The organism is Pseudomonas sp. CFBP13508, from assembly GCF_005233515.1.
GTDB lineage: Bacteria > Pseudomonadota > Gammaproteobacteria > Pseudomonadales > Pseudomonadaceae > Aquipseudomonas > Aquipseudomonas mercuritolerans.
In genome coordinates this window covers 52191-75179 of the sequence record NZ_QFZZ01000010.1, presented here as the reverse complement: position 1 = coordinate 75179, position 22989 = coordinate 52191, and the positions used below count along the sequence as shown (strand labels likewise).

General features: G+C 60.9%; 24 protein-coding genes. 13 read left to right on the top strand and 11 right to left on the bottom strand.

Annotated elements, in window-relative coordinates; translation table 11 throughout:
* Window positions 1-20: 20 nt before the first annotated feature.
* The 8 genes from urtD (at window position 21) to ureC (ending at window position 6276) form a co-directional block, all read left to right on the top strand.
* Window positions 21-863, top strand: a complete 843-nt coding sequence (gene urtD, locus PspCFBP13508_RS23915; protein ID WP_172834043.1) for an urea ABC transporter ATP-binding protein UrtD — start codon at window positions 21-23, stop codon at window positions 861-863.
* Between the two features lie 116 nt (window positions 864-979).
* Entirely contained in the window at window positions 980-1678 is a 699-nt protein-coding gene (gene urtE, locus PspCFBP13508_RS23910) for an urea ABC transporter ATP-binding subunit UrtE (protein WP_137215868.1), read from the top strand.
* 44 nt (window positions 1679-1722) lie between these two features.
* On the top strand, window positions 1723-2562 hold the full coding sequence (locus PspCFBP13508_RS23905; RefSeq protein WP_137215867.1) for an urease accessory protein UreD: 840 nt from the start codon (window positions 1723-1725) through the stop codon (window positions 2560-2562).
* 161 nt (window positions 2563-2723) lie between these two features.
* Complete coding sequence (ureA, locus tag PspCFBP13508_RS23900; RefSeq protein ID WP_003221215.1) at window positions 2724-3026, top strand: urease subunit gamma; 303 nt, start codon at window positions 2724-2726, stop codon at window positions 3024-3026.
* 9 nt (window positions 3027-3035) lie between these two features.
* Entirely contained in the window at window positions 3036-3569 is a 534-nt protein-coding gene (locus tag PspCFBP13508_RS23895) for a GNAT family N-acetyltransferase (protein WP_130912245.1), read from the top strand.
* Window positions 3570-3574: 5 nt separating this feature from the next.
* Complete coding sequence (locus PspCFBP13508_RS23890) at window positions 3575-4111, top strand: GNAT family N-acetyltransferase (RefSeq protein WP_073471741.1); 537 nt, start codon at window positions 3575-3577, stop codon at window positions 4109-4111.
* A complete protein-coding gene (locus tag PspCFBP13508_RS23885; RefSeq protein ID WP_137215866.1) occupies window positions 4108-4416 on the top strand; it encodes an urease subunit beta in 309 nt (102 codons plus the stop codon). The genes PspCFBP13508_RS23890 and PspCFBP13508_RS23885 overlap by 4 nt, the downstream gene beginning before the upstream one ends.
* Before the next feature lie 159 nt (window positions 4417-4575).
* A complete protein-coding gene (gene ureC / locus PspCFBP13508_RS23880) occupies window positions 4576-6276 on the top strand; it encodes an urease subunit alpha (protein ID WP_137215865.1) in 1701 nt (566 codons plus the stop codon).
* A gap of 60 nt (window positions 6277-6336) precedes the next feature.
* Here the strand turns inward: ureC and PspCFBP13508_RS23875 are convergent, their stop codons facing one another.
* From PspCFBP13508_RS23875 to PspCFBP13508_RS23860, 4 genes are all read right to left on the bottom strand, one after another.
* The gene (locus tag PspCFBP13508_RS23875; protein ID WP_241669547.1) at window positions 6337-7743 is read right to left on the bottom strand and encodes a hypothetical protein; all 1407 of its coding nucleotides are present in this window, start codon (window positions 7741-7743) and stop codon (window positions 6337-6339) included.
* Window positions 7744-7957: 214 nt separating this feature from the next.
* Complete coding sequence (locus tag PspCFBP13508_RS23870) at window positions 7958-9535, bottom strand: hypothetical protein (protein ID WP_137215864.1); 1578 nt, start codon at window positions 9533-9535, stop codon at window positions 7958-7960.
* Between the two features lie 205 nt (window positions 9536-9740).
* Window positions 9741-10046 (bottom strand): chaperone modulator CbpM, encoded by a 306-nt coding sequence (locus tag PspCFBP13508_RS23865; RefSeq protein WP_016771896.1) that lies wholly within the window; start codon window positions 10044-10046, stop codon window positions 9741-9743.
* A gap of 23 nt (window positions 10047-10069) precedes the next feature.
* Window positions 10070-11014 carry a DnaJ C-terminal domain-containing protein gene (locus PspCFBP13508_RS23860; RefSeq protein WP_110603615.1) on the bottom strand — a complete coding sequence of 315 codons (945 nt, stop codon included), beginning with the start codon at window positions 11012-11014 and terminating at the stop codon, window positions 10070-10072.
* Window positions 11015-11304: 290 nt separating this feature from the next.
* Here PspCFBP13508_RS23860 and PspCFBP13508_RS23855 point away from each other — a divergent pair, with 290 nt between their 5' ends.
* On the top strand, window positions 11305-12573 hold the full coding sequence (locus PspCFBP13508_RS23855) for an Hsp70 family protein (RefSeq protein ID WP_130912266.1): 1269 nt from the start codon (window positions 11305-11307) through the stop codon (window positions 12571-12573).
* A 109-nt stretch (window positions 12574-12682) separates the two neighbouring features.
* Here the strand turns inward: PspCFBP13508_RS23855 and PspCFBP13508_RS23850 are convergent, their stop codons facing one another.
* The 3 genes from PspCFBP13508_RS23850 to PspCFBP13508_RS23840 all read right to left on the bottom strand — a co-directional run bounded on the left by PspCFBP13508_RS23850 (window position 12683) and on the right by PspCFBP13508_RS23840 (window position 15115).
* The gene (locus tag PspCFBP13508_RS23850) at window positions 12683-13696 is read right to left on the bottom strand and encodes a hypothetical protein (protein ID WP_101158351.1); all 1014 of its coding nucleotides are present in this window, start codon (window positions 13694-13696) and stop codon (window positions 12683-12685) included.
* Window positions 13697-13951: 255 nt separating this feature from the next.
* Window positions 13952-14257: a PsiF family protein gene (locus tag PspCFBP13508_RS23845; RefSeq protein ID WP_016771900.1), complete on the bottom strand. Its 306-nt coding sequence runs from the start codon at window positions 14255-14257 to the stop codon at window positions 13952-13954.
* Window positions 14258-14320: 63 nt separating this feature from the next.
* On the bottom strand, window positions 14321-15115 hold the full coding sequence (locus PspCFBP13508_RS23840; protein ID WP_137215863.1) for a helix-turn-helix transcriptional regulator: 795 nt from the start codon (window positions 15113-15115) through the stop codon (window positions 14321-14323).
* A gap of 96 nt (window positions 15116-15211) precedes the next feature.
* Here PspCFBP13508_RS23840 and PspCFBP13508_RS23835 point away from each other — a divergent pair, with 96 nt between their 5' ends.
* On the top strand, window positions 15212-16099 hold the full coding sequence (locus PspCFBP13508_RS23835) for a DMT family transporter (RefSeq protein WP_137215862.1): 888 nt from the start codon (window positions 15212-15214) through the stop codon (window positions 16097-16099).
* A gap of 96 nt (window positions 16100-16195) precedes the next feature.
* Here PspCFBP13508_RS23835 and PspCFBP13508_RS23830 read toward each other — a convergent pair whose 3' ends face one another.
* The 3 genes from PspCFBP13508_RS23830 to PspCFBP13508_RS23820 form a co-directional block, all read right to left on the bottom strand.
* Window positions 16196-17074 carry a triacylglycerol lipase gene (locus tag PspCFBP13508_RS23830; protein ID WP_137215861.1) on the bottom strand — a complete coding sequence of 293 codons (879 nt, stop codon included), beginning with the start codon at window positions 17072-17074 and terminating at the stop codon, window positions 16196-16198.
* Window positions 17075-17164: 90 nt separating this feature from the next.
* On the bottom strand, window positions 17165-17470 hold the full coding sequence (locus PspCFBP13508_RS23825) for a multidrug efflux SMR transporter (protein WP_130910645.1): 306 nt from the start codon (window positions 17468-17470) through the stop codon (window positions 17165-17167).
* Window positions 17471-18109, bottom strand: a complete 639-nt coding sequence (locus PspCFBP13508_RS23820) for an NAD(P)H-dependent oxidoreductase (protein WP_137215860.1) — start codon at window positions 18107-18109, stop codon at window positions 17471-17473.
* Between the two features lie 108 nt (window positions 18110-18217).
* Here PspCFBP13508_RS23820 and PspCFBP13508_RS23815 point away from each other — a divergent pair, with 108 nt between their 5' ends.
* Window positions 18218-19168, top strand: a complete 951-nt coding sequence (locus tag PspCFBP13508_RS23815; RefSeq protein ID WP_161984089.1) for a LysR substrate-binding domain-containing protein — start codon at window positions 18218-18220, stop codon at window positions 19166-19168.
* Window positions 19169-19267: 99 nt separating this feature from the next.
* Window positions 19268-19798, top strand: coding sequence for a ferritin-like domain-containing protein (locus PspCFBP13508_RS23810; protein ID WP_137215858.1), 531 nt, complete (start codon window positions 19268-19270; stop codon window positions 19796-19798).
* 119 nt (window positions 19799-19917) lie between these two features.
* Here PspCFBP13508_RS23810 and PspCFBP13508_RS23805 read toward each other — a convergent pair whose 3' ends face one another.
* Entirely contained in the window at window positions 19918-21993 is a 2076-nt protein-coding gene (locus PspCFBP13508_RS23805; RefSeq protein WP_137215857.1) for an AsmA family protein, read from the bottom strand.
* Between the two features lie 383 nt (window positions 21994-22376).
* Between PspCFBP13508_RS23805 and PspCFBP13508_RS23800 the strand changes: the two genes are divergently transcribed.
* Window positions 22377-22883 (top strand): hypothetical protein, encoded by a 507-nt coding sequence (locus PspCFBP13508_RS23800; RefSeq protein WP_137215856.1) that lies wholly within the window; start codon window positions 22377-22379, stop codon window positions 22881-22883.
* Window positions 22884-22989 lie beyond the last annotated feature (106 nt).

Sequence of the window (22989 nt, the reverse complement as noted above, 5' to 3'; positions counted from 1 at the left end):
TCACAGCGAGTGCGGAATTCATGCTGGAGCCGGCGTTTTTCCCCGTCGAACCGAACAAGGACGAAGGCACCAGTCGCGACTCGATCGGCCTCGGCCAGCGCGTCGGCCCCGGCCTCGATACGCGCCACGGCACCATCCTGACCCTGGAAGACATCAGCGTCAGTTTCGACGGCTTCCGTGCGCTGAACAATCTCAACCTCTACATCGGCGTCGGCGAACTGCGCTGCATCATCGGCCCCAACGGCGCGGGCAAGACCACGCTGATGGACGTGATCACCGGCAAGACCCGGCCCAGCCACGGCAAGGCCTGGTTCGGCGAAACCCTGGACCTGACGCAGATGAGCGAAGTGCAGATTGCCCAGTCCGGCATCGGCCGCAAGTTTCAGAAACCGACGGTGTTCGAAGCCTTGAGCGTGTTCGAAAACCTGGAGCTGGCGCAGAAGACCGACAAGTCGGTGTGGGCCAGTTTGCGTGCACGCCTGAGCGGCGAACAGAAGGACCGCATCAGCGAAGTGCTTGAGACGATTCGCCTGACCACCTCGGTCAATCGCCAGGCCGGCCTACTGTCCCACGGCCAGAAGCAGTTCCTTGAGATCGGCATGTTGTTGATGCAGGACCCGCAACTGCTCTTGCTCGACGAGCCGGTGGCGGGCATGACCGACGCCGAAACCGAATTCACCGCCGAGCTGTTCAAGTCGCTGGCGGGCAAGCATTCGCTGATGGTGGTCGAGCACGACATGGGCTTTGTCGGCTCGATTGCCGACCACGTCACGGTGCTGCATCAGGGCAGCGTGCTGGCCGAGGGCTCGCTGGAACAGGTGCAGGAAAACGAGCGGGTGATCGAGGTCTACCTCGGCCGATGAATCGGCCAGCTGCAAGCGACAAGCTTCAAGCAGCAAGTAAAAGCAAAGTCATAAACAGCACTGCTCTTGCTTGCAGCTTGCGGCTTGCGGCTTGAAGCCCAACTAACGGAGTTCCGATGCTACAAGTCCAACAACTTCATCAGTACTACGGCGGTAGCCACATCCTGCGCGGCCTGAGCTTTGACGTGAAGGTCGGCGAAGTCACTTGCCTGCTCGGGCGTAACGGCGTGGGCAAGACCACCCTGCTCAAATGCCTGATGGGCCTGCTGCCGGCCAAGGAAGGCGCGGTGAACTGGGAAGGCAAACCGATCACCACGTTCAAACCGCATCAGCGCGTGCATGCCGGTATCGCTTATGTGCCGCAGGGCCGGGAGATCTTCGGGCGTCTGACCGTGGAAGAGAATCTGCTGATGGGTCTTTCACGTTTTCCTGGCAGTGAAGCGAAGGAAGTCCCGGCTTTCATCTACGAACTATTCCCGGTGCTGCTACAAATGAAGCAGCGCCGTGGCGGCGATCTGTCCGGTGGTCAGCAACAGCAACTGGCGATCGGCCGGGCATTGGCCAGCCGCCCGCGCCTGCTGATTCTTGATGAGCCGACCGAAGGCATTCAACCGTCGGTGATCAAGGAAATCGGCGCGGTGATCAAGCAGCTCGCGGCCCGCGGCGACATGGCGATTCTGCTGGTCGAGCAGTTCTACGATTTCGCCGCCGAACTGGCCGATCAATACCTGGTGATGTCGCGGGGCGAGATCGTCCAGCAGGGTCGCGGCGAAAATATGGAGGCCGAAGGTGTACGCGGGCTGGTCACGATCTAACGCGGCGGTCTAATCTGTAGCTTCCTAACGATAATCACAAAACCATGAATTCGATTGTTGCACCTGCCCTGTTTACCCCGAGCTGGCACGCCGAGCTGGAACTGGCCTACGCACGTTTCGGCGATTGCACGCGTCCGGTCATGCGCCGTCACCTCGGCCCGCTGCGCGTGCAAAAGCATCTGTACGCCGAAGGTCCGCAAGTCTGCCAGCACATCATCGTCCATCCGCCGGGCGGAATTGCCGGTGGTGATCGGCTGGACATCAAGGCCCGCGTCGAACCCAACGCCTGGGCGCAAATCACCAGCCCCGGCGCCGCCAAATGGTATCGCGCCGGTGGACCGGCTTATCAGCAACTCGACTTGAAAGTCGCCGCCGGCGCGACTCTGGAATGGCTGCCGCAGGAAACCATCGTCTACAGCGCCGCGCAGGCCGAGTTGGCCACAACGATCGAGCTCGAAGGCGATGCGCAGCTGTTCTACTGGGATGTGGTGGCGCTCGGTCGTCCGGCCAGCGGCGAACGTTTTGACCTCGGGCATTTCCAGGCGCACCTGGATATCCGCCGCGATGGTCGGTTGCTCTGGCACGAACGGCAGCGCATTGTCGGTGCGGACGGTTTACTCGATTCGCCGATCGGCCTGGATGGCAATCCGGTGTTCGCAACGATGCTGGTCACCGGTGAGATAGACGCCGGGTTGCTGGAGCGCTGCCGCTCGCTGGGGCACGAAGTGCGTGGAGACTTGACGCAGTTGCCAGGGTTGCTGGTGGCGCGGTGTCTGGCCGGTGAAGCGTTACTCGCCCGCGCCTGGCTGATTGATTTATGGCGACTGCTAAGGCCAGCGCTGCTGGGCCGCGAGGCCCAGCCACCGCGAATCTGGAACACCTGAAATGCATGCCCCTGTAGGAGCTGACGAGTGAAACGAGGCTGCGATCTTTTGATCTGGATCTTCGAAAACAAGATCAAAAGATCGCAGCCTCGTTTCACTCGTCAGCTCCTACAGATCGCGATCGACCTGATCATTCTTAACTGCCGATATTGGATTCCAACATGGACCTGACCCCACGCGAAAAAGACAAGCTGCTGATCTTCACCGCCGGCCTCGTCGCCGAGCGGCGGCTGGCCCGTGGCGTGAAACTCAATTACCCGGAAGCCATGGCCTACATCTCCGCCGCGCTGCTCGAGGGCGCGCGCGACGGCCAGACCGTGGCCGAGCTGATGCATTACGGCACCACCCTGCTCAGCCGCGAACAAGTGATGGAAGGCATCCCGGAAATGATCCCGGAAATCCAGGTCGAGGCGACGTTCCCCGACGGCACCAAACTGGTCACCGTTCACCAGCCGATAGTCTGAGGCCGCACCATGACTTACAGCATTCGCGATGCGAGCCGGGCCGACCTGCCGGCGATCCGCGACATCTACAACGACGCCGTGCTCAACACCACGGCGATCTGGAACGAACAAGCGGTCGACCTCGGCAATCGCCAGGCATGGTTCGACGCGCGTCAGTTGCAGGCGTACCCGATTCTGGTGATCGTCGACCGTGAAAACGCAGTGCTGGGTTACGCCTCGTTCGGCGACTGGCGCCCGTTCGATGGCTTCCGTCACACCGTCGAACACTCGGTGTACGTGCGCAGCGATCAACGCGGCAACGGCCTCGGCCCGCAACTGATGACCGCGCTGATCGAACGCGCCCGCACCTGCGGTAAACACGTCATGGTCGCCGCCATCGAAAGCGGCAACGCTGCCTCGATCCGCTTGCACGAGCGCGCCGGTTTCAGCATCACCGGGCAGATGCCGCAAGTGGGCACCAAGTTCGGCCGCTGGCTCGATCTGACCTTCATGCAGTTGACCCTCAATCCCGGCGCACAGCCACCGGATGCCCACAAGGAGTGATGTCGATGAACGCCGCCCAGTTGCGCCGCGTCAACGCTGAAAGCTTTGCCCACTATCGCCAGGGCCTGATCGATCTGCTGCTCGACGCCGTCGGTTATGGCGCCAGCGTCGGCTTCATGGCCGACCTCGATGCCGCGCAGGCGCGCGCGTATTTCGATGAGGTGCAGGACAACATCAACAAGGGCAGCACGCTGCTCTGGGTGGTGGTCAAGGACGAGCAAGTGCTGGCCAGCGTGCAACTGGGCCTGTGCCAGAAGGCCAATGGCCTGAACCGCGCCGAAGTGCAGAAGTTGCTGGTGCGCGAACACGCGCGGCGCCGTGGTCTCGGCCAGCAACTGATGCAGGCACTGGAACTCGAAGCGCCCAAGCACAAGCGCGGCATGCTCTATCTCGACACCGAGGCCGGCTCGCCGGCAGAAGATTTCTACAAGGCGCTGGGCTACGTGCGCGCCGGCGAAATCCCCGATTACGCCTGCGATCCCAACGGCACCTATCGCCCGACCGCTCTCTATTACAAAGTCCTGCAAGGAGCCCAGCGATGATTCCTGGCCAATACCAGATCCAGCCCGGCGACATCGAACTCAACGTCGGCCGCCGCACCGTGAGCCTGAAAGTCGCCAACAGTGGTGACCGGCCGATCCAGGTCGGTTCGCACTTTCACTTTTTCGAAACCAACGACGCGCTGAACTTCGATCGCGCCGCCAGTCGCGGCATGCGCCTGAACATTCCCGCTGGCACCGCCGTGCGCTTCGAGCCAGGCCAGAGCCGTGAAGTCGAGCTGGTCGATTACGCCGGGCATCGCCGGGTGTTCGGCTTTGCCGGCCGCATCATGGGTGATCTCGACTGAGATCGGCGTATCCCGAAAAGATCGCAGCCTTCGGCAGCTCCTACCAATGTCCCCTGGTCTCAAGCCAATCACTGACTGTAGGAGCTGACGAGCGCAGCGAGGCTGCGATAGCGAGCTATGCGAGCGATCTCGAAAACAATTGAATCCCAAGGCAAGCACATGAAGATTTCTAGAAGCGCCTACGCCGACATGTTCGGCCCCACCGTCGGCGACAAGGTGCGCCTGGCCGATACCGAGCTGTGGATCGAAGTCGAGAAAGACTTCACCACCTACGGCGAAGAAGTGAAGTTCGGTGGCGGCAAAGTCATCCGCGACGGCCAGGGCCAGAGCCAATTGCTCGCCGCCGAAGTGGTCGACACGCTGATCACCAACGCACTGATCATCGACCACTGGGGCATCGTCAAGGCCGACGTCGGCCTCAAGGACGGGCGCATCGCCGCGATCGGCAAGGCCGGCAACCCCGACGTGCAGCCCAACGTGACCATCGCCATCGGCGCCGGCACCGAAGTGATTGCCGGCGAAGGCATGATCCTCACCGCTGGCGGCATCGACACGCATATCCACTTCATCTGCCCGCAGCAGATCGAAGAAGCGCTGATGAGCGGCGTCACCACCATGATCGGCGGCGGCACCGGCCCGGCCACCGGCACCAACGCCACCACCTGCACCTCCGGCCCGTGGCATCTGGCGCGCATGCTCCAGGCCGCCGATGCCTTCCCGATGAACATCGGCCTGACCGGCAAGGGCAACGCCAGCCTGCCGGAGCCGTTGATCGAACAGGTCAAGGCCGGCGCCATCGGCCTCAAGCTGCACGAAGACTGGGGCACCACCCCGTCGAGCATCGACAACTGCCTCAACGTCGCCGACCAGTACGACGTGCAGGTGGCGATCCACACCGACACCCTCAACGAATCCGGCTTCGTCGAAACCACCCTTGGCGCATTCAAGGGCCGCACCATCCACACCTATCACACCGAAGGTGCCGGTGGCGGCCACGCGCCGGACATCATCAAGGCCTGCGGTTTCCCCAACGTGCTGCCGAGCTCGACCAACCCGACCCGGCCATTCACCCGCAACACCATCGACGAACACCTCGACATGCTGATGGTCTGCCACCACCTCGACCCGAGCATTGCCGAAGACGTCGCCTTCGCCGAAAGCCGCATCCGCCGCGAAACCATTGCCGCCGAAGACATCCTCCACGACCTCGGCGCGTTCTCGATGATCAGCTCCGACAGTCAGGCCATGGGCCGCGTCGGTGAAGTCATCACGCGCACGTGGCAGACCGCCGACAAGATGAAAAAACAGCGCGGCCCGCTGCCGCAGGATGGCGAGGGCAACGACAACTTCCGCGCCAAACGCTACATCGCCAAGTACACCATCAACCCGGCGATCACCCACGGCATCAGCCATGAAGTCGGCTCGATCGAAGTCGGCAAGTGGGCCGATCTGGTGCTGTGGCGCCCGGCGTTTTTCGGCGTGAAACCGACGCTGATCCTCAAGGGCGGCGCCATTGCCGCGAGCTTGATGGGCGATGCCAACGCCTCGATTCCGACACCGCAACCGGTGCATTACCGCCCGATGTTCGCCAGCTACGGCGGCTCGCTGCACGCCACCAGCCTGACCTTTATCAGCCAGGCGGCGCAGGAGGCCGGATTGCCCGAAGCCCTGGGGTTGAAAAAGCAGATCGCTGTGGTGAAGGGCTGCCGCGACGTGCAGAAAACCGACCTGATCCACAATGACTATCTGCCGAACATTGATGTCGATCCGCAGACCTATCAGGTCAAGGCTGACGGTGTGTTGCTGTGGTGCGAGCCGGCGGAAACGCTGCCAATGGCGCAGCGTTATTTTCTGTTCTGATAACCGCGCGGGACTGAATACGGACGTGCGCGTCCGTATTCAGAATACGACACTGGCTGGTCAGGAGAATATCAAGGACATCTGTTGTTCACTGTAGCCGTAATCCAGACGCAACTCGGTGCCTGCCGGTATGTCTTCGCTGGCGATTATCCCGTTGAGTATGAACTCCTTCGTCACCAGATCCTTACCCATTAGTTGCTGCGCCTCGATGCTGAACGACACGAATTCCACGTTATAACCACTCGCAGCCTGACGCACCGGTCTGCCTGTGGCGTCGTATTCGAAGTTGGAATTGATCCTGGAAAGGATGTTGTCACCCAGTACAACCAGCGGGTCGGGGATGAGATGCCCCGGGCCGTATTGGAAACGCATGCCGGCCAGGGTCGCAAATGTCTGTTCGTGGCGTCGAACGAAACGTTTCGGGGTTATGACACCCCCATAAACACCAATCGCCTCGCCCTTGGCCAGACGCCTGTTGGCCACGACCATTGACTGGTCGATCAATGACCGCTCACCGGGTACTTTTACATCGGCCTCGGTAAACAATCGCCACTGCAGTTTTTCTTCGTATAACTGCGCGACTTTCTCATATTCGCCAAACTTGATATATGGTTTGATCGGCTCTGAGCTGTACCACTCGCCGCTTTTGAGGCGCACTTTGTTTTGCATCCGTTTGATGCGAATCGGCATGCCGGCGGTATCCCTGAGCGGGTATTTACCGTTGTTGGCGCGATTGTAGTGACCGCGGCGATTGCTCAGAAACGAGTAGGGCGTTTCCGCCCGCATCCACTCCAGTTCCTCTGTCGTGTACGGTTTGACCGGCATCGATTCGGAGGCGAGGTAGAAGCGCTCGCCCGCCTCTGCGGACTCGCTGAAGACATCCTCGAGCGCTGATTCGAATTCATCATCACTGTGCGGGGAGGATTCGCGGCTGCGCCCCGGCATGATCGCCGAGCCACCGTCCGTGTCCGTGCTGTAATCCTGCAGCGGATACCAGCGATTGGTCTGCGCATCATGCGCCAGCACAGGACCCGAGGCGTGCGCCTCGCTGGGCAGTTTCGCCCGGTACAGGCCCGTCTCGGCATCGACACCGATCAGCACGACACCACCGTCCTGCAGATCGACGTACTGCCGACCTTTGAATACGCGAAATCCCTGAGCATCTGCATCTGGCAAAGCCGTTGGCGAAGGAATCAGGTAGTGCGCCAGCGAAGCGGCATCACTGCCTGCGCCTGACGAACCACTTATCGGCAGTACGTGCGTACTGCGCATGGCCGTCGCCGTCATCGTCTCGACGTGAGCCGCACCTTGACCGGACTCGGCCGTATGCGTCGAGGTCTGGCGCATTGACGGATCGGTTGAGACACGCACCGTGTCGGAGCCGGAGGCATTGGAATCGGAAGATGTGCGCTGGTGGGCGCTGACATCGACAGCAGAGGATTTTGAAGACTTTGACTTGATTGGCATGAACCGCTTCCTTGCGAAAAAATGCGCAGCGACCGGCCGGTACTGGCTGGTGCTGCGAGCGTCGACGTCCATTGCCGACAGATGTCAGAAAAACTATCAGACCGCGCTATTGGTTAACACCTGCGGAAATACCTGCAAACACTAACCCTGTCTGAGGGGGCGATGCCGCAGACGACCGACAATACGGCCGGGCAGCGGCATCGATGCTGCAGGGTCAGCCGAAGAACAATTGCATGTCTCTCGGAGAGTAATTGTAATTGAGCCTCAGCTCCTGGCCGGCGGGTATATCGGCCGTGGCGAAAACAGTGCTCAGGTCCAGCCCTCTGCGCACTGCCTGACCGCCAGAACGATCCTCGACCTCCACTGCAAATGGCACGGTTTCAACGTTGTACCCAGCGGGTGCCTGGCGGATCGGCCGGCCTTCCTTGTTGAAGACGAAGTTGGTGTTGATCCGGGAAACAATGTTATCGCCGACAATGGCGATTTTTACCTCACGGGCCCTGCCGCTCTCTATCGCGATACCAGTGGCTGCTGTCATGGCGAAAACCTGTTCTTCACGGGAGAGAAAAACGTGAGGCACCAGATCGCCCCCATACACACCAATGACTTCGCCTTTGACGATGCGACGGTTCGCCACCACCATGGACTGCCCCACCAGAGCTTTCTCGCCGGGCACTACGATGTCGGCTTCGGTAAAAGTGCGCAGTTGCAGTTTTTCCTCGTAAAGCCTGGCAACGTTTTCGAATCCACCGGCTTTGAGGTAAGGCATGACCGGCGTCACGGCATAGACGTTGCCATTGACCAGAGTCGAGCTGCCCTCGATCGCTTTGATGTACATGGGCTGGCCATCCGCTCCGCGGATCGGATACCTGCCGTTGTTGGCGCGATTGTAAGAGCCCAATTGGTTGTTCGCTGCAGAGTACGGCACAGGCTGGCGCATGATGCTCGACTCTTCAGCGGTATACGGTTTGAAGGGCATGGATTCGGAAGCCATTTCGAAGACCTCGTCGGCAGACGATTTGCGTGGCGCAAATTCCGCTGCCAGCACGTACTCTTCGTCAGACTCTTCGCCTTGCATACCGCCCTTGCGGCCCCGACGCTTCCATACGCCGAGGGCGTCCGGCGCGGCGATGATCCCGCTACTGACCAATGCGGATGGATTGTTCGGGTCGAGCACTCGCAGCACATGATGCTGCCCGTCGCCCGCATCAGGTCGTGGCGCCGTAAAGTATCGCTTGCCGTTGAACTCGATTTCCTGTGCCTTGCTCCCGGCTGAGCGGAAAACGATCGACTCGGACGTATCCAGTGGATACCAGACATCGCTTTCCGGGCCACGGACCAGGACCGGGCCCGAAGGGTTGATTTCACTCGACAACCTTGCCCGGTGCTGACCGGTGACCGGGTCGACACCTACCTGCACGCTGCCGCCAGCATGGATATCAACGTAGCGACGCCCCTTGAATACCCTGAATCCCTGGGCATCGGCGCTCGAAAGAGCAACCTGAGCAGGAATCAGGTAATCATCAAGCGACAACGCCGTGGTGTCTGTTCGAACGCTGGAGGCGCTTGTCGCACCGTGCACTTGCACTCTCGATGAGGTCGTTGTCACGCGGGCCTCAACCGCGCTTTTGCCACTTGCGCTGGCAACGCCGACGCCTTGGGAAACAATGTCAGAGGTTGAATGCACCTGCGTTTCAGACCGGACAGGAGGCACATCGGAAACCGAACGCTGGAGCGATTCAACGTCCGCTGTCCCGCGCACCGTGGTCGAGGATTTGCTTTTCACTGGCATGATTACGATTCCCTGTAAGTGTTAGCCGCCCCCTCGCCTGCATGGGTGGAGCTGCTGTGATCGGCGTCCATTGCCGATCCTTGTGCAGGAAACTATCAGACCGAACTGGCGGTTAACACCAGGTGAAACACTCGCAAACATAACCCGGCAGGAAATGACCTGCTCGCGGACTGTCAGCCCGGCCCCTGGAAGAAACCTCAACTGGCTACTCGACTACGAGGCGCCCCAAACGCTGGCGCAACATGCGGTTCTCGGCGCGCAACTGCTTCACCTCGTCCAGCAGATCCAGTGCCAGTGCCACGCCTTCCCACTCCAGTTCCAGATCACGGCGCAGCTTCGCCGCGCGCTTGGCCAAGGCCAATTCGTAGTCGGTGAAGCGCCATTCCCGGGGCTGCGCGCCCTGAGGTTCGAGGATGCCGTGCTCGACGATTTCGATCACGTAGACGTCCGACAAATCGGCCGCCTCACAGAATTCTGCCAGGTCCAGTTGAACGATCAGGGGGCTGCTCATGATGGGCTACTCCGTCGTCGGGTTCAGAAGTTCTCTCGCGGATTGAACGCGGCTTTCTTCGCCAGTTCCTGCCACAGCGCCTTGACCTCCTCGTCGGAGGCTTTCGGCATCACGGCCTTGAGCTGCACGAACAGGTAACCGCGCTCGCCGGCCTTGTTCAGCAGGCCATGGCCCTTGGCGCGCATGCGCTGGCCGTTCTGGCTGCCGGCCGGCACCTTGAGGTTGATCTTGCCGGTCAGGGTCGGCACGGCCACTTCAGTGCCCAATGCCAATTCCCAAGGAGCCAGGGGCAAAGTGATGATCAGGTTTTCGCCTTCAACATCGAATTTCGGGTGCGGCGCAAACCGGATGGTCAGGTACAAATCGCCATTCGCCCCGCCACCGATGCCCGGTGCGCCCTGGCCCTTCAGGCGAATACGCTCGCCGTCGGTCACGCCGGCCGGAATCTTCACGTTCAGGCTCTTGCTGGTGTTGCTGACGTGCTGGCCATGCGCGTTGTATTGCGGCACTTGAAAGGTGACTTTCTTCGATTCGTTCGACAGGGTTTCCTCGAGGAAGACCGGCAGTTCCATTTCCACGTCTTGCCCTCGGCGTCCGCGTGATTGGCGGCTCTCGGCGCCACCGAAACCGGGGCCGCGATTGCCGAAGATCGAACTGAAGAAGTCCGAGAAGTCGCCTGTGTCGCCACCGCCACCGCCGAAGCCGCCACGGCTCTGCCAGCCCGGCGGGCCCTGAAACGGCTGACCGTGCTGGCCATAACGGCGCAGCTCGTCGTATTCGGCGCGCTTGTCGGCGCTCTTCAGCGCTTCATAGGCTTCCGAGGCGTCCTTGAACTTGGCCTCGGCGTCTTTTTCCTTGCTGACATCGGGGTGGTATTTGCGCGCCAGCTTGCGATAGGCCGCCTTGATGGCCTTGTCGTCAGCTGTCGGCTCCACGCCGAGTATCTTGTAATAGTCTTTGAAGTCCATGGAAGGATCACCATCCGTTATCGATTTCGCGCCGAGCCCAGCATGCGCCGATTGGCACGTGCCGGGTTGACCGATCTCAAGTTTGTGACCGGGTGGCGCCGCAGAAGTTTATCGGCAGTGGACGACGGTTCTTGCGACCGCCGGTGTGTCTGCCGGCCCATGCCAGCAAGTTTGGGGCGAAGCGGCGCTTTTCAAGCTGTCTGCCGGCGAAATAGCGGATGACCGGCCTTCGAATCTGCCGCGCACTGGCATACACTGCGCGGCCGTTTTTTCACCGGAATCCGAAAGACATGAAAGACGCCTCTCCAGCCCGTGCCTGCGGCATCGACTTCGGCACGTCCAACTCCACCGTCGGCTGGCTGCGCCCCGGCATGGAAACCATGATCGCGCTGGAAGACGACAAGATCACCCTGCCGTCGGTGGTTTTCTTCAACATCGAGGAACGTCGCCCGGTCTACGGTCGCCTGGCCCTGCACGAGTATCTGGAAGGCTACGAAGGCCGACTGATGCGCTCGCTCAAGAGCCTGCTCGGCTCCAAGCTGATCAAGCACGACACCAGCGTCCTCGGCACGGCGATGCCGTTCAAGGATCTGCTCGGGCTGTTCATCGGCCAGCTCAAGAGTCGCGCCGAAACCGCCGCCGGTCGGGAATTCGAGCAAGTGGTGCTGGGCCGCCCGGTGTTCTTCGTCGACGACGATCCGCTCGCCGACCAGGAAGCCGAAGACACTTTGGTCGAAGTGGCTCGCAAGATCGGCTTCAAAGAGGTGTCGTTCCAGTACGAGCCGATCGCCGCGGCATTCGACTACGAGTCGACCATCGAGAAAGAAGAGCTGGTGCTGATCGTCGACATCGGCGGTGGTACCTCTGACTTCTCGCTGGTACGTCTTTCGCCCGAGCGTCGCGGTGTCGACAACCGTCATGACGACATCCTCGCCACTGGCGGCGTGCACATCGGCGGGACCGACTTCGACAAACAGCTGAGCCTGCAAGGCCTGATGCCGCTGTTCGGCTATGGCAGCCGGATGAAGAGCGGCGCCTACATGCCGACCAGCCACCACATGAACCTGGCGACCTGGCACACGATCAACTCGGTGTACTCGCAGAAGTCCACGCTGGCGCTGGGCAGCATGCGCTACGACATCGAAGACACCGGCGGCATCGATCGTCTGTTCAAGCTGATCGAACAGCGCGCCGGGCACTGGCTGGCGATGGAAGTGGAGGAAACCAAGATCCAGCTGACCCACGCCGACAGCCGCCATGTGCCGCTTGACCGCATCGAAGCCGGGCTGAGCGTCGAGCTGAGTCGCGCGTTGTTCGAATCGGCGATCGAAGCCCTGCTCGAGCGGGTGCGCGGCAGCGTTACGCAATTGCTCAATGATGCCGGCGTGGCGGTCGATCAGGTCGACACGGTGTTCTTCACTGGTGGTTCGAGCGGCATCCCGGCCCTGCGCAACAGCGTCTCGGCGATGCTGCCGAAAGCGCGGCATGTGGAAGGGAACATCTTTGGCAGCATTGGTAGCGGTTTGGCGATTGAAGCCCGCAAACGCTATGGCGTTTAGGGGCAGCTGCAAGTTTTAAGCTGCAAGCTGCAAGTAAGAGCAAAAGCCACTGCGGCTCTCGCTTCTGCTTTAACTTGCAGCTTGAAGCTTGCAACTCGAAGCTGCTTTTCTAGACCATTCCTCCGAGCTTCAACTCACTCTTCAGATACGCGTAATAAATCGGCCCCGCCACCACCCCCGGCAAACCGAACGCGGCTTCGAACACCAGCATCGCCAGAAGCAACTCCCATGACTTGGCACTGATCTGCCCGCCGACGATGCGCGCGTTGAGAAAGTATTCGAGCTTGTGGATAACGATCAGGTAGCCCAGCGCGGCGATTGCCACCCAGATCGACAGCGACAGGCCGACGATGGTGATCAGCGTGTTCGACATCAGGTTGCCGATCACCGGCAGCAGGCCGAGCAGGAAGGTCAGCACGATCAGGGTTTTGGTCAGCGGCAGCTTGATGCCGAACATCGGCAGGATCACCGCGAGGAAGATCCCGGTGAACACGGTGTTAAGCAGGGAAATCTTGATCTGCGCGAAGACGATATTGCGGAACGCCTGCACCAGCAGATGCAAACGGTCGAACAACGCGGCGGCCAGCGGCTTGCGCTTGGTCACGTCGGGGATGCGCTGCAGGGCGATGATCGCGCCGAGCACCATGCCGATCAGCAGGGTGACGAACATGTGCGCGGCGTCCTTGCCGACCAGTTGCAGGTCGGCCAGATGCTTGCTCGCCCACTCGCCGATCGCCACGCGGAATTCCGCCGCGCTGGCCGGCAGATAAGCGTCGATGAACGGCGGCAACTGTCCGCGCGCGCGATCGACCACGCCCATGAACTTATCCAGCGAGGCGCCGGGGTTTTCCGCTTCATGCAGGAGGAAACTGATTGCCCCGGCGAAAATCAACGCCAGCACACTCACCACCAGCGTGCCGAGCAGCGCCACGGCCAGCCAGCGCGCACGCCGCCCTTCGATCAGCCGTTGCAATTGCGGGGTGAGCATGTTGACCAGCTCGAACACCAGCAACCCGGCCAGCAGGCTCGGCAACAGGCGCAGCGGCAGCACCAGCAGCAAACCGCCGAAAATGATTATGCAACTGACCCAGAACACAACATGACGCTGAGAAAACGTTGGCATACAGCCTCAAAACGAACGGCGTGAAAGGATGGGCAGTCTGCCAGCGATCCGGGGTTAGCACTAGGGATATGCGGGGCGTGGGATTGGCGGTGCATTCAGCGACGCTTTCGCGAGCAGGCTCGCTCCCACAGGGGAATGCATTTCAAATGTGGGAGCGAGCCTGCTCGCGAAGAGGCCGGCACGCCGAAAAGATCGCGGCCTCCTACAGGACCGCGGTCTCATGTAGGAGCTGCCGAAGGCTGCGATCTTTTGATCTTATTTCTTCTTCAGACACTCACTCATGAACGCCTTGCGCGCATCGCCGGTCAGCGCCTTGGTTTTCGCATCGGCATTGCAGGTGGTCATTTTCTGCTGCTGCGGGGTCAGCTCCTTGCCATCGTTGGCCGCTGGTGCCGCTTTCAGGCAGGTGCTCATGAACGCCTTGCGCTCGTCGCCCTTCAAGCTCTTGGCGGTCGCATCGGCATTGCAGGTGGTCATCTTGTTCTGTTGCGCCGTGGCGGCGAAACCCTGGGAACACACAAGCAGCCCGATCATCAACAACGGCACACGCAACATCTTCATGGAGTTTTCTCCTTGTTGCCGCACCGATGGGTGCGGCCTCTGTCGCAGTGTAGCCAAAGCTTGTTACACCTTCCTGCCCTCGAGGTGGCTGCGTCGATATTGCTCCGGCGTGCAACCGGCCTGGCGGGCGAACATGGCGATGAAGGCCGAGCCGCTGCTGTAGCCGAGGTCGAAAGCGATTTCCTGCACCGAACGCGAGGTTTCCAGCGCCTCGATCGCCGCCAGATAACGCAAGCGCTGGCGCCATTCGCCAAAGCTCATGCCCAGTTCACGAACGAACTGCCGCGCCAGAGTCCGTTCACTGGCATGCACTTGCGCCGCCCAGTGCGCCAGAGGCTGATTGTTGCCAGGTTCGGCCTGCAAGGCCTCGAGAATCGTCAGCAAGCCCGGGCTGCTCGCATACGGCAGGAAACATTCCTGCACCGGTGCCTGTTGCAGTTGATCGACCAGTACCTGGGCCAGACGCTGATCGGCTTCATGCTCGGGAATCTTCACATCGCGGGCGGCGAAGTCCTTGAGAATCGCCTTGAGAATGTCACTGATCGCCAAGGTGCAGGCCCGCGCCGGCAACCGTGTGCAAACACTGGGATCAAGACACACCGCGCGATAGTTGACCGGCTGATGGCTGTAGAAACTGTGCTCGACCTCGGGCGGCACCCACACCGCGTACTGCGGCGGCGACATGAAGCGACTGCCGTCGACATCCATGTGCAGCACGCCATGGGCCGCGTATTCCAGCGTGCCCCAAGGATGCCGGTGTGGCGCGGCATATTCGTGGGCATTGAAATCGGCGTAGCGGAAATACACCGCTGACGGCAGTTCGCTGAAATCGAGCAGGTCGATGTGTTTGCTGTTCATGCTGTCCGGATGCAGAGGCAGGTTGTCCGGTTTGCAGTATAGGCCTGCATCCAGACAGGCGATAATCGCGCTTCATCAACGTTCTGGTTTTGTCCCATGCAATACGCGTTTCCCCTGCTGGCGATTTTCATCTGGGCCGGCAACACCGTGATCAACAAACTGGCGGTCGGCGCGATCTTCCCCGCCGAGATCGGATTCTATCGCTGGCTGCTGGCCGGCGTGCTGTTCACGCCATTCATGCTCAGCAAAGTCATCGCGCACTGGCCGCAGATTCGGCCGAACCTGGGGCGGATTTTCGTCCTCGGCGTACTCGGCATGGCGGTGTATCAGAGCCTCGCCTATTTCGCCGCAACACTGACCACCGCAACCAATATGGGCATCATCCTGTCGCTGATGCCGTTGATGTCGCTGGCCATGGCGATCATCAGCCTTGGCCAGCGCCTGACCGCTGGTGCGTTGGTCGGTGCGCTGCTGTCGTTCGCTGGCGTGCTGGTGGTGGTGTCATCCGGCAGCCTCGGTGCGCTGTTGCAACACGGGGTCAATCTGGGCGATGCGATGATGCTGATCGCCACGCTGGCGTACGCCGTTTACAGCACCCTGCTGAAAAAGTGGCAACTGCGCCTGCCGCCACTGGTGTTGCTGTACTTGCAGGTGCTGGTGGCGATTGTGGTGTTGTTTCCGCTGTTCGCGATGTCGCCGAAGACCGGGCTGAACCTGCAGAACGTGCCGCTGGTGCTGTATGCGTGCCTGCTGGCTTCGATGGTCGCGCCGCTGGCGTGGATGCAAGCGGTGCAGCGGCTGGGGCCGAGCAGGACGACGTTGTTCTTCAATCTGCTGCCGCTGATTACCGCGCTGATTGCGGCGCTGGTGTTGAAGGAGCAGTTGGCGATGTATCACCTGGTGGGCGGGTTGCTGACCTTGGGTGGGGTGGTTTTGTCGGAGCGCTGGACCACGGTGTTGGGCCGGCGGATCGGCGCTGCCTGATAAGGCCCCTTCGCGAGCAGGCTCGCTCCCACGTTGAAATGCAGACACCTGTGGGAGCGAGCCTGCTCGCGAAGAACGATGACGCGGTCTGTTTGGCTATAACCCAGCCGCCTCCAGCCGCGCCGCATGCTCGACAAACAGCCTTACCGGATCTGCGCCCTTGCCCACCAGCCCCAGCGACTGATTGACAATGTCGAAATGATCCAGCGGATAGTCATCACCGATCACCGTGCCCAGATGCGAGCTGTAACGCCCGACCATGCCGTCGCACTGCCCCGGCTCGCGAACAAAGGTCCTGGCGAACAAGCGGCAACTGCGATTGGTGCCGTCAAAGAGATTGCCACCACGATCGGTCTTGCCCGGTTGCAGCGTCCCTGACCAGGAGTAATAGCGCACGCCATTGACCTCTTCCGGCCCCTGCCCGCCCCACGTTTGCGGCAGTCCTTGTGGATAACGCTGATTGAATATTGCAACGCCCGCCGTGGTCAGCGATTGGTGGGAAGCGTGGATATCCATCGGTAGTTTCGGCCCGTGATAACCAGTGTCGAGCAATGCCATGACCCAGCCGATCAAGCGCAACAAGACTTCGAGCAGACGCCCTTTGGCGCTGTTCGCCGGATAGTGATCTTCCAGATAGTCTGCCAACTCCGAACCGTGATTCGGCCCGGCCACCGACGTCACCGAAGCAACCAGATCCGGGCGTTTCGCCGCTGCATACCGTGCGGTCAACGCGCCCTGACTGTGGCCGAACAGATTGACCTTCTGCGCCCCCGTTTCGCGCAGGATCTCCTCGATCCGCATCAACAATTGCTCGCCGCGCACTTCCGTGGAATTGAGTGGCGAAACCTGCACAGCAACCACCGTCGCACCACCACGGCGCAAGGCCTTGATGATGCCGAACCAATACGGGTAAAGCACCAGCCGGATAAAGCCGAGCATGCCCGGCACCAGCACCAGTGGATAACGTGTCGACATGGGTTACATCCTTGTGCGCGGTGAGTGGATGCCAGACGTGCAAGACGCCCGCCAAGCATCCTCCTTGACGATGACAACTGAACGATGAGCCTACTTCAGCCCCGCCACCCCCGCCACAATCAGCCCCACCGAAAGCAGTTTCACCAGCGTCAGACTCTCGCCAAGCAGCGCGAAACCGAGAAACACCGTGCCGAGTGAACCGATCGCCGTCCAGATCGGATAGGCGATGCTCACCGGCAAGTCACGCATGGCCAGGGTCAGAAAGCCGATGCCGCCGACCGCCGCGACCACGGTGATCAGCGACGGCCACAAACGAGTGAAGCCGTCGGCGTACTTCATACCCATGGCGAAGGTCACCTCGAAGCCGGCGGCGATCAGCAGAAAGAGCCAGGCCATTTAGAACTCCCGGGCCAGCTCGAGCAGCCGCTGCTCGGCTTCGGCCACCGACACCGCAAAGCTGCGTTCAGCGGACTCCTCGCCCTCGGCCGCGACCACGCTGACGTCATTGATACCGATAAAGCCCAGCGCGGTGCGCAGCCATGGATCGGCATGATTGAGCGCCGCCAGCTCACCGCCGGGGCCGAAGCCGAAACCGCCGCGACTGGTGACGATCAAGGCTTTCTTGCCCTGCAACAACGGCGTGTATTGGGCGACGCCATTGTCCAGCGTGTGCTCGAAGGTCAGCCCCAGCCGCACGATCTGATCGACCCAGGCCTTGAGGCCGCTGGGCACGCTGAAGTTGTACATCGGCGTGGAAATCAGCAGCAGATCATGCGCGAACAACTCACCAACCAATTGATCGCTGAGCGCCAGATCAGCCTGCATCACCAACGGCCGCGCCTCAGGCTGGGGATAAAACGCCGCCGCGACAAACGCCTCGTTGACCGCAGGAACCGGCACCCGCCCAACCTCACGACGGGTCACCTGCCCTTCAGGATGACGCCCCTGCCAGGCACCCAAAAACCCCTCCGCCAAACGCCGCGAAGTCGACCGATCCCCACGCGGACTGCCGTGCACCACAAGAATCCTGCTCATCTATAAAACCTCCGGCTAAACTCAAACCACTTGAGGCTCGAAGCTTGCAGCTCGCCACTGCTTTCCTTCAAATGAGCAAAAATCAGTCTGGATGAATCCATTTCATCCTTGGAGTGTTCAATGTTTGCTTCGCTGCCGCTGACTGCCCTGCGCGCTTTCGAATCCGCTTCTCGCCTGCTGAGCTTCAAGGCTGCGGCCGAAGAACTGGCAGTGACGCCGACGGCGATCTCTCATCAGATCCGTTCGCTGGAAGACTGTCTCGGTGTGGTCCTGTTTGAACGGCTGCCGCGCCAGGTGCGCCTGACCGAGGCTGGCGAGCGTCTGTTTCGCAGCGTGCACGGCGCGCTGCTGGAGGTGGCGCAAAGCGTCGATACCCTGCGCCCGCAACGCAACGCCAGCACTCTGACGCTGTCGACCACGGCAGCCTTTGCCGCGCTGTGGCTGGTGCCGCGACTCGGACGCTTTTATGCGCAACATCCCACTATCAATGTGCGCCTCGACACTCACTGCGAAGTCATCGATCTGCACCAGGACGCCAGTGTCGATCTGGTCTTGCGCTACAGCCTCGACGACTACCCGAACCTGTATGGGCTGTGCCTGTTCGACGAATCCTTCGGCGTTTACGGCTCGCCCGAGCAAGTGGCGCTGGCCGCGCGGCGCACGCCAACGTTGATCAGCGTGCATTGGCACAACTCGAAGCTGTACGCCCATGGCTGGCAAGCGTGGTGCGCCAGGGCCGGAGAGCAATGGCTGGAGCACAATTCGGTCAATCGCGAATACGACGAGGAACATTACGCGCTGCAAGCAGCGATCGCCGGCCAGGGCCTGGTGCTGGCGAGCAACATTCTGGTGTCGGAAAGCGTCGCCAGCGGCTTGCTGGTGCCCTACCGGGGCGAGGTGCAGGTCGATGGCGCCGGTTACAGCGCGTTGTGCGTGCCCGGGCGGGAACGGCATCCGCCGGTGCGGGCGTTTTTTCGCTGGTTGCAGGACGAAGCGCGGTTGTCCGGACTGACGCCGAGATCGCAGCCTTCAGCAGTTGCTGCGCCGAGCCCAGCCTAAATCGCATAAAACTTTTCGCTTCGCTCAAGACTCACAACCTGGGTAGCGACCGCGTCCTCAGAACGTGGCGCCTATCGGATTAGCCTCCAGGAGAATGAAATGAGTGACCTGCATTTGTCTGATGTTCAAACCCTGCGCGAACGCGCGCGGCAACACGTGGAAAACGGCGCGGTCACCGAGGGCTACAACGCCAACCGTGAAGAAATACTGCGTTTGCTCAATGAGTCGCTGGCCACCGAGCTGGTGTGCACCTTGCGCTACAAGCGCCACTACTTCATGGCGAACGGCCTGAAAGCCAATGTCGCCGCCGACGAATTCCTCGAGCACGCCAACCAGGAAGCCGAGCACGCCGATCGCCTCGCCGAACGCATCGTGCAACTGGGCGGCGAGCCTGAGTTCAACCCTGACCTGCTTAGCAAGATGTCGCACGCGCAATATGTGGCGGGCAATTCGCTCAAGGAAATGGTTTACGAAGATCTGGTCGCCGAGCGCATTGCCATCGACAGCTACCGCGAAATCATCCAGTACATCGGCGACAAGGATCCGACCACCCGGCGCATCTTCGAAGACATCCTTGCCCAGGAAGAAGAGCACGCCGACGACATGGCGGATATCCTTAACGACCTGTAATCCCGTCACACCGCTTTCGCGAGCAGGCTCGCTCCCACACTGGAACGTATTTCGATTGAAGGAATGCGTTCGAATGTGGGAGCGAGCCTGCTCGCGAAGGCGCCCTCAGAGACGCCGCATTACTTGCTGGGTTTAACGGTCACCGGTGCCTTGCCCTGCTTCATCTGCTCCAACAACGGCGCGCACTGATTCGGCTCGCCACCGCTGGGCGCCACCAGCGCCAGCAATCCCGCCGCCGGTGCGGCTATCACGCCCAGCGCAACCATTCCCGCCCCGCGCAGCATCAACGGTACGGCTTTGACGCCGGCATCCGGTTTGATGAACTTGCCGCGCACATATAGCGGCGAGCGCAGGGAGATCAGTCGCCAGCCTTTCGACTCTGGGGTCACGGTCAGATCGAGTTGCTCGGTGGCCATGTTCGCCGTGCCATCGATGTAGATGATTGCGTTCTCGGTATCGAAGACAAACAACCGTGTCGTGGCCAGGCCGGTCTTGATGTCGAAGTCCGCCGCCGCGCAATTGATCTTCACTTCCTTGTCGCCAAAGATCTTGCCGACCACGTAGTTGCCGACGTTGAGCCCGGCCAGTTCCATCAGCTCGCGGCTGATCGCACCGTCGTTGATCAGCATCTTCAGATTGCCGTTGGCGCCGCCGAGCAGCTTGGCCACGGAGTTGCCCCGGCCACTGATGTCGGCGTCGCCATTGAGCTCACCGAAACTGGTTTTCATCGGCTCGAAAGTCGGGAACAGCTCTTTCAGTTTGAATTTGCGTGCGGTCAACCGCGCGCGGCCTTCCAGCGGCTCGGTGCGGCCATTGAGGCGGATCAGCGCATCCAGGGTGCCGCCGGCAACGCCAAAACGCAGCGGTTCCAGGCTGAGTTCGCCGTCGTTGAGTTTCAGATGGGTATAGAGGTCATTGAACGGCAGCTTCTCGCTATGGACGATGCGCTTGCCGGTGAACTCGACATCGGCGTCCATGGCGCGCCAGCGATCGGTTTTGAATTCTTCGACCGGCAGGACTTTGTCTGCTGGCTGCTTGCTCGCGCCGCCACGGGCCTTTTGCTCGGTGTTGGAGTCGGCACCGATCAACGGCGCAAGGTCGGCGAACAGCAGTTGATTGGAAACCAGTGCGCCGCTGAGTTTTGGCCGTGGCTGGCTGGCAACGTAGGTCAGGTCGCCGTGGATGTCGCTGTCGCCGATCTTGCCGTTGAATTTCTCGTAAGTGAATCTCGCCCCGGCTTCGTCATGCAGCTTGGCGATCAAGTGGCCGTCGGTGGAATACGGTGGGGTGTCCGGCAGCGTCACGCCGGTCAGCGGATAGAGATTGCCAAGGCTGTCGCCAGCGAGTTTCAGACGGAGGTCGAGGGCGCCGAGATTCAGCGGGTCGGTCAGGGTGCCAGCCAGTTCAATACGGGTGTCGCCGATCTTCGCCTGGGCCTGCAACGGGAACGGCTTGCTCGCGTCCTGCAAGGCCAGCAACCCGCCGATCTTGCCCTGCCCGGTGAGGTTCTGCGCGTGGTATTGGCCTTTGACCTTGAGTGCAAAGGCATAGTCCTGCGGTGCGCCGCCCTTGTCCTGAGCGGTTTTCGCCGCTTTGTCGCCAACAATCTCGCTGAAGGGAATCGGCTTGCCGAGCGGGTCGATCAGCACATCGAGGTTGGTCTTCAGGGTCTGGTCGTCGAGGGTCACGTGGCCCTTGTCGAAACCGATCGCGCCGATATCGACCACCCAGCTCGAAGGCTCGGCGTTCGGGTCCTTGGGATCGAATTTGAACGTCCAGTTGGCGCGGCCATCGGCCAGACGTTGCAGCTCGGCATTCGGCTCGGTCAGGTCGATGCGCGGAATCACCACGCGTTGAGCCAGCAGGGCCAGCGGCGAAATGCGCAGCTCGACGCGTTTCAGGGTGACCATCTGCGGCTGCTTCGACCAGTCCGGGTTGCCCAGGCTCAGATCCTCGGCGACCACGTGCGGCCACGGCACCCAGGCGCGCCAGCCGCCTTCTTCAGGTTCGCGCTGCCAGATCACCGCGAGGTTGCCATTGATGGCAAACGCCCGGTGCAGTTCTTCCGAGACTTTGGCGTTGATCGTGGGTTTGATCCGGTTCCAGTCGAAAAACACGATGATCAGAATCAAGGCTGCCAGCAGCAGCGCGAGGATGGCGAAAGTCCAGCTGAAGATTTTTCCAATGCGCGTCATGCACAAAGCTCCTGATCACGACCGCACGCCGACATCCCGACGCACAGCTGAAACGGCAGACCGAAGCGGCCCCTATGCAGTCTGTGACTGGCGAAAGGCCCGCAGGTTTAATTGAAAGGCAGTTTAAGCCATAAAAAGCCCGGCAAAACTGACCGATCGGTCGAGCAGTGTTACCGGGACCCGCACTTTTACGAGGCGCGAGTGAGTCGAAAATACCCACGACAGTGCAAAACCGTCGCCCGCAAAGGCCCGATCTAGAGCCTTCGCGCGGAACAATCAATTCTGTTGATTATTACCATTGCGTTTATGAACTTTTATATCGACTTATCGAGAGTAGCATTGCCCTCGTACCCACTTTATCGCCCTCCCAAGGAGCCACTATCATGAAACGCCAATTACTGCTCAGCCTTACCCTGTCGATGCTAGCCAGCACTGCTTTCGCCCTGCCCGCTGCCGATCAGGCCACTCCGCAAGTCAAAGACAGCCACTCGGTGTTCAGCCAGACCGTAGCTTCCGACGGTTCCGAGCGCACTCCACAAGGTCAGACCCTGGCTGAAAACGGTCGCAATCGCCTCGAAGAAAAAGGCCTGGTTCAGGACGGCTCGGATCGCACCCCACAAGGCCAGGCCCTGGCTGAAAACGGTCGCAATCGCCTGGAAGAGAAAGGCCTGGTTCAGGACGGTTCGGATCGCACACCACAAGGCCAGATCCTCGCCTCCGATGGTTCGGACCGCACGCCACAAGGCCAGACCCTGGCATCCGACGGTTCCGAGCGCACTCCACAGGGCCAGACCCTGGCTGATGACGGCTTCGATAAAACCCCACTGGGTCAAGCCCTCGCTGAAGGCGGTGGTGACCGTGTGATCGAACGCAACAGCAAATTGAGCTGAGCCCATGACGGCCCGGCAAAAAAGCCCAATCAGCGGATTGGGCTTTTGACTTTTCAGCTTGTGTAAAACCCTCGCTGCACCACTACCCGTTCGACGCCGACAAAGC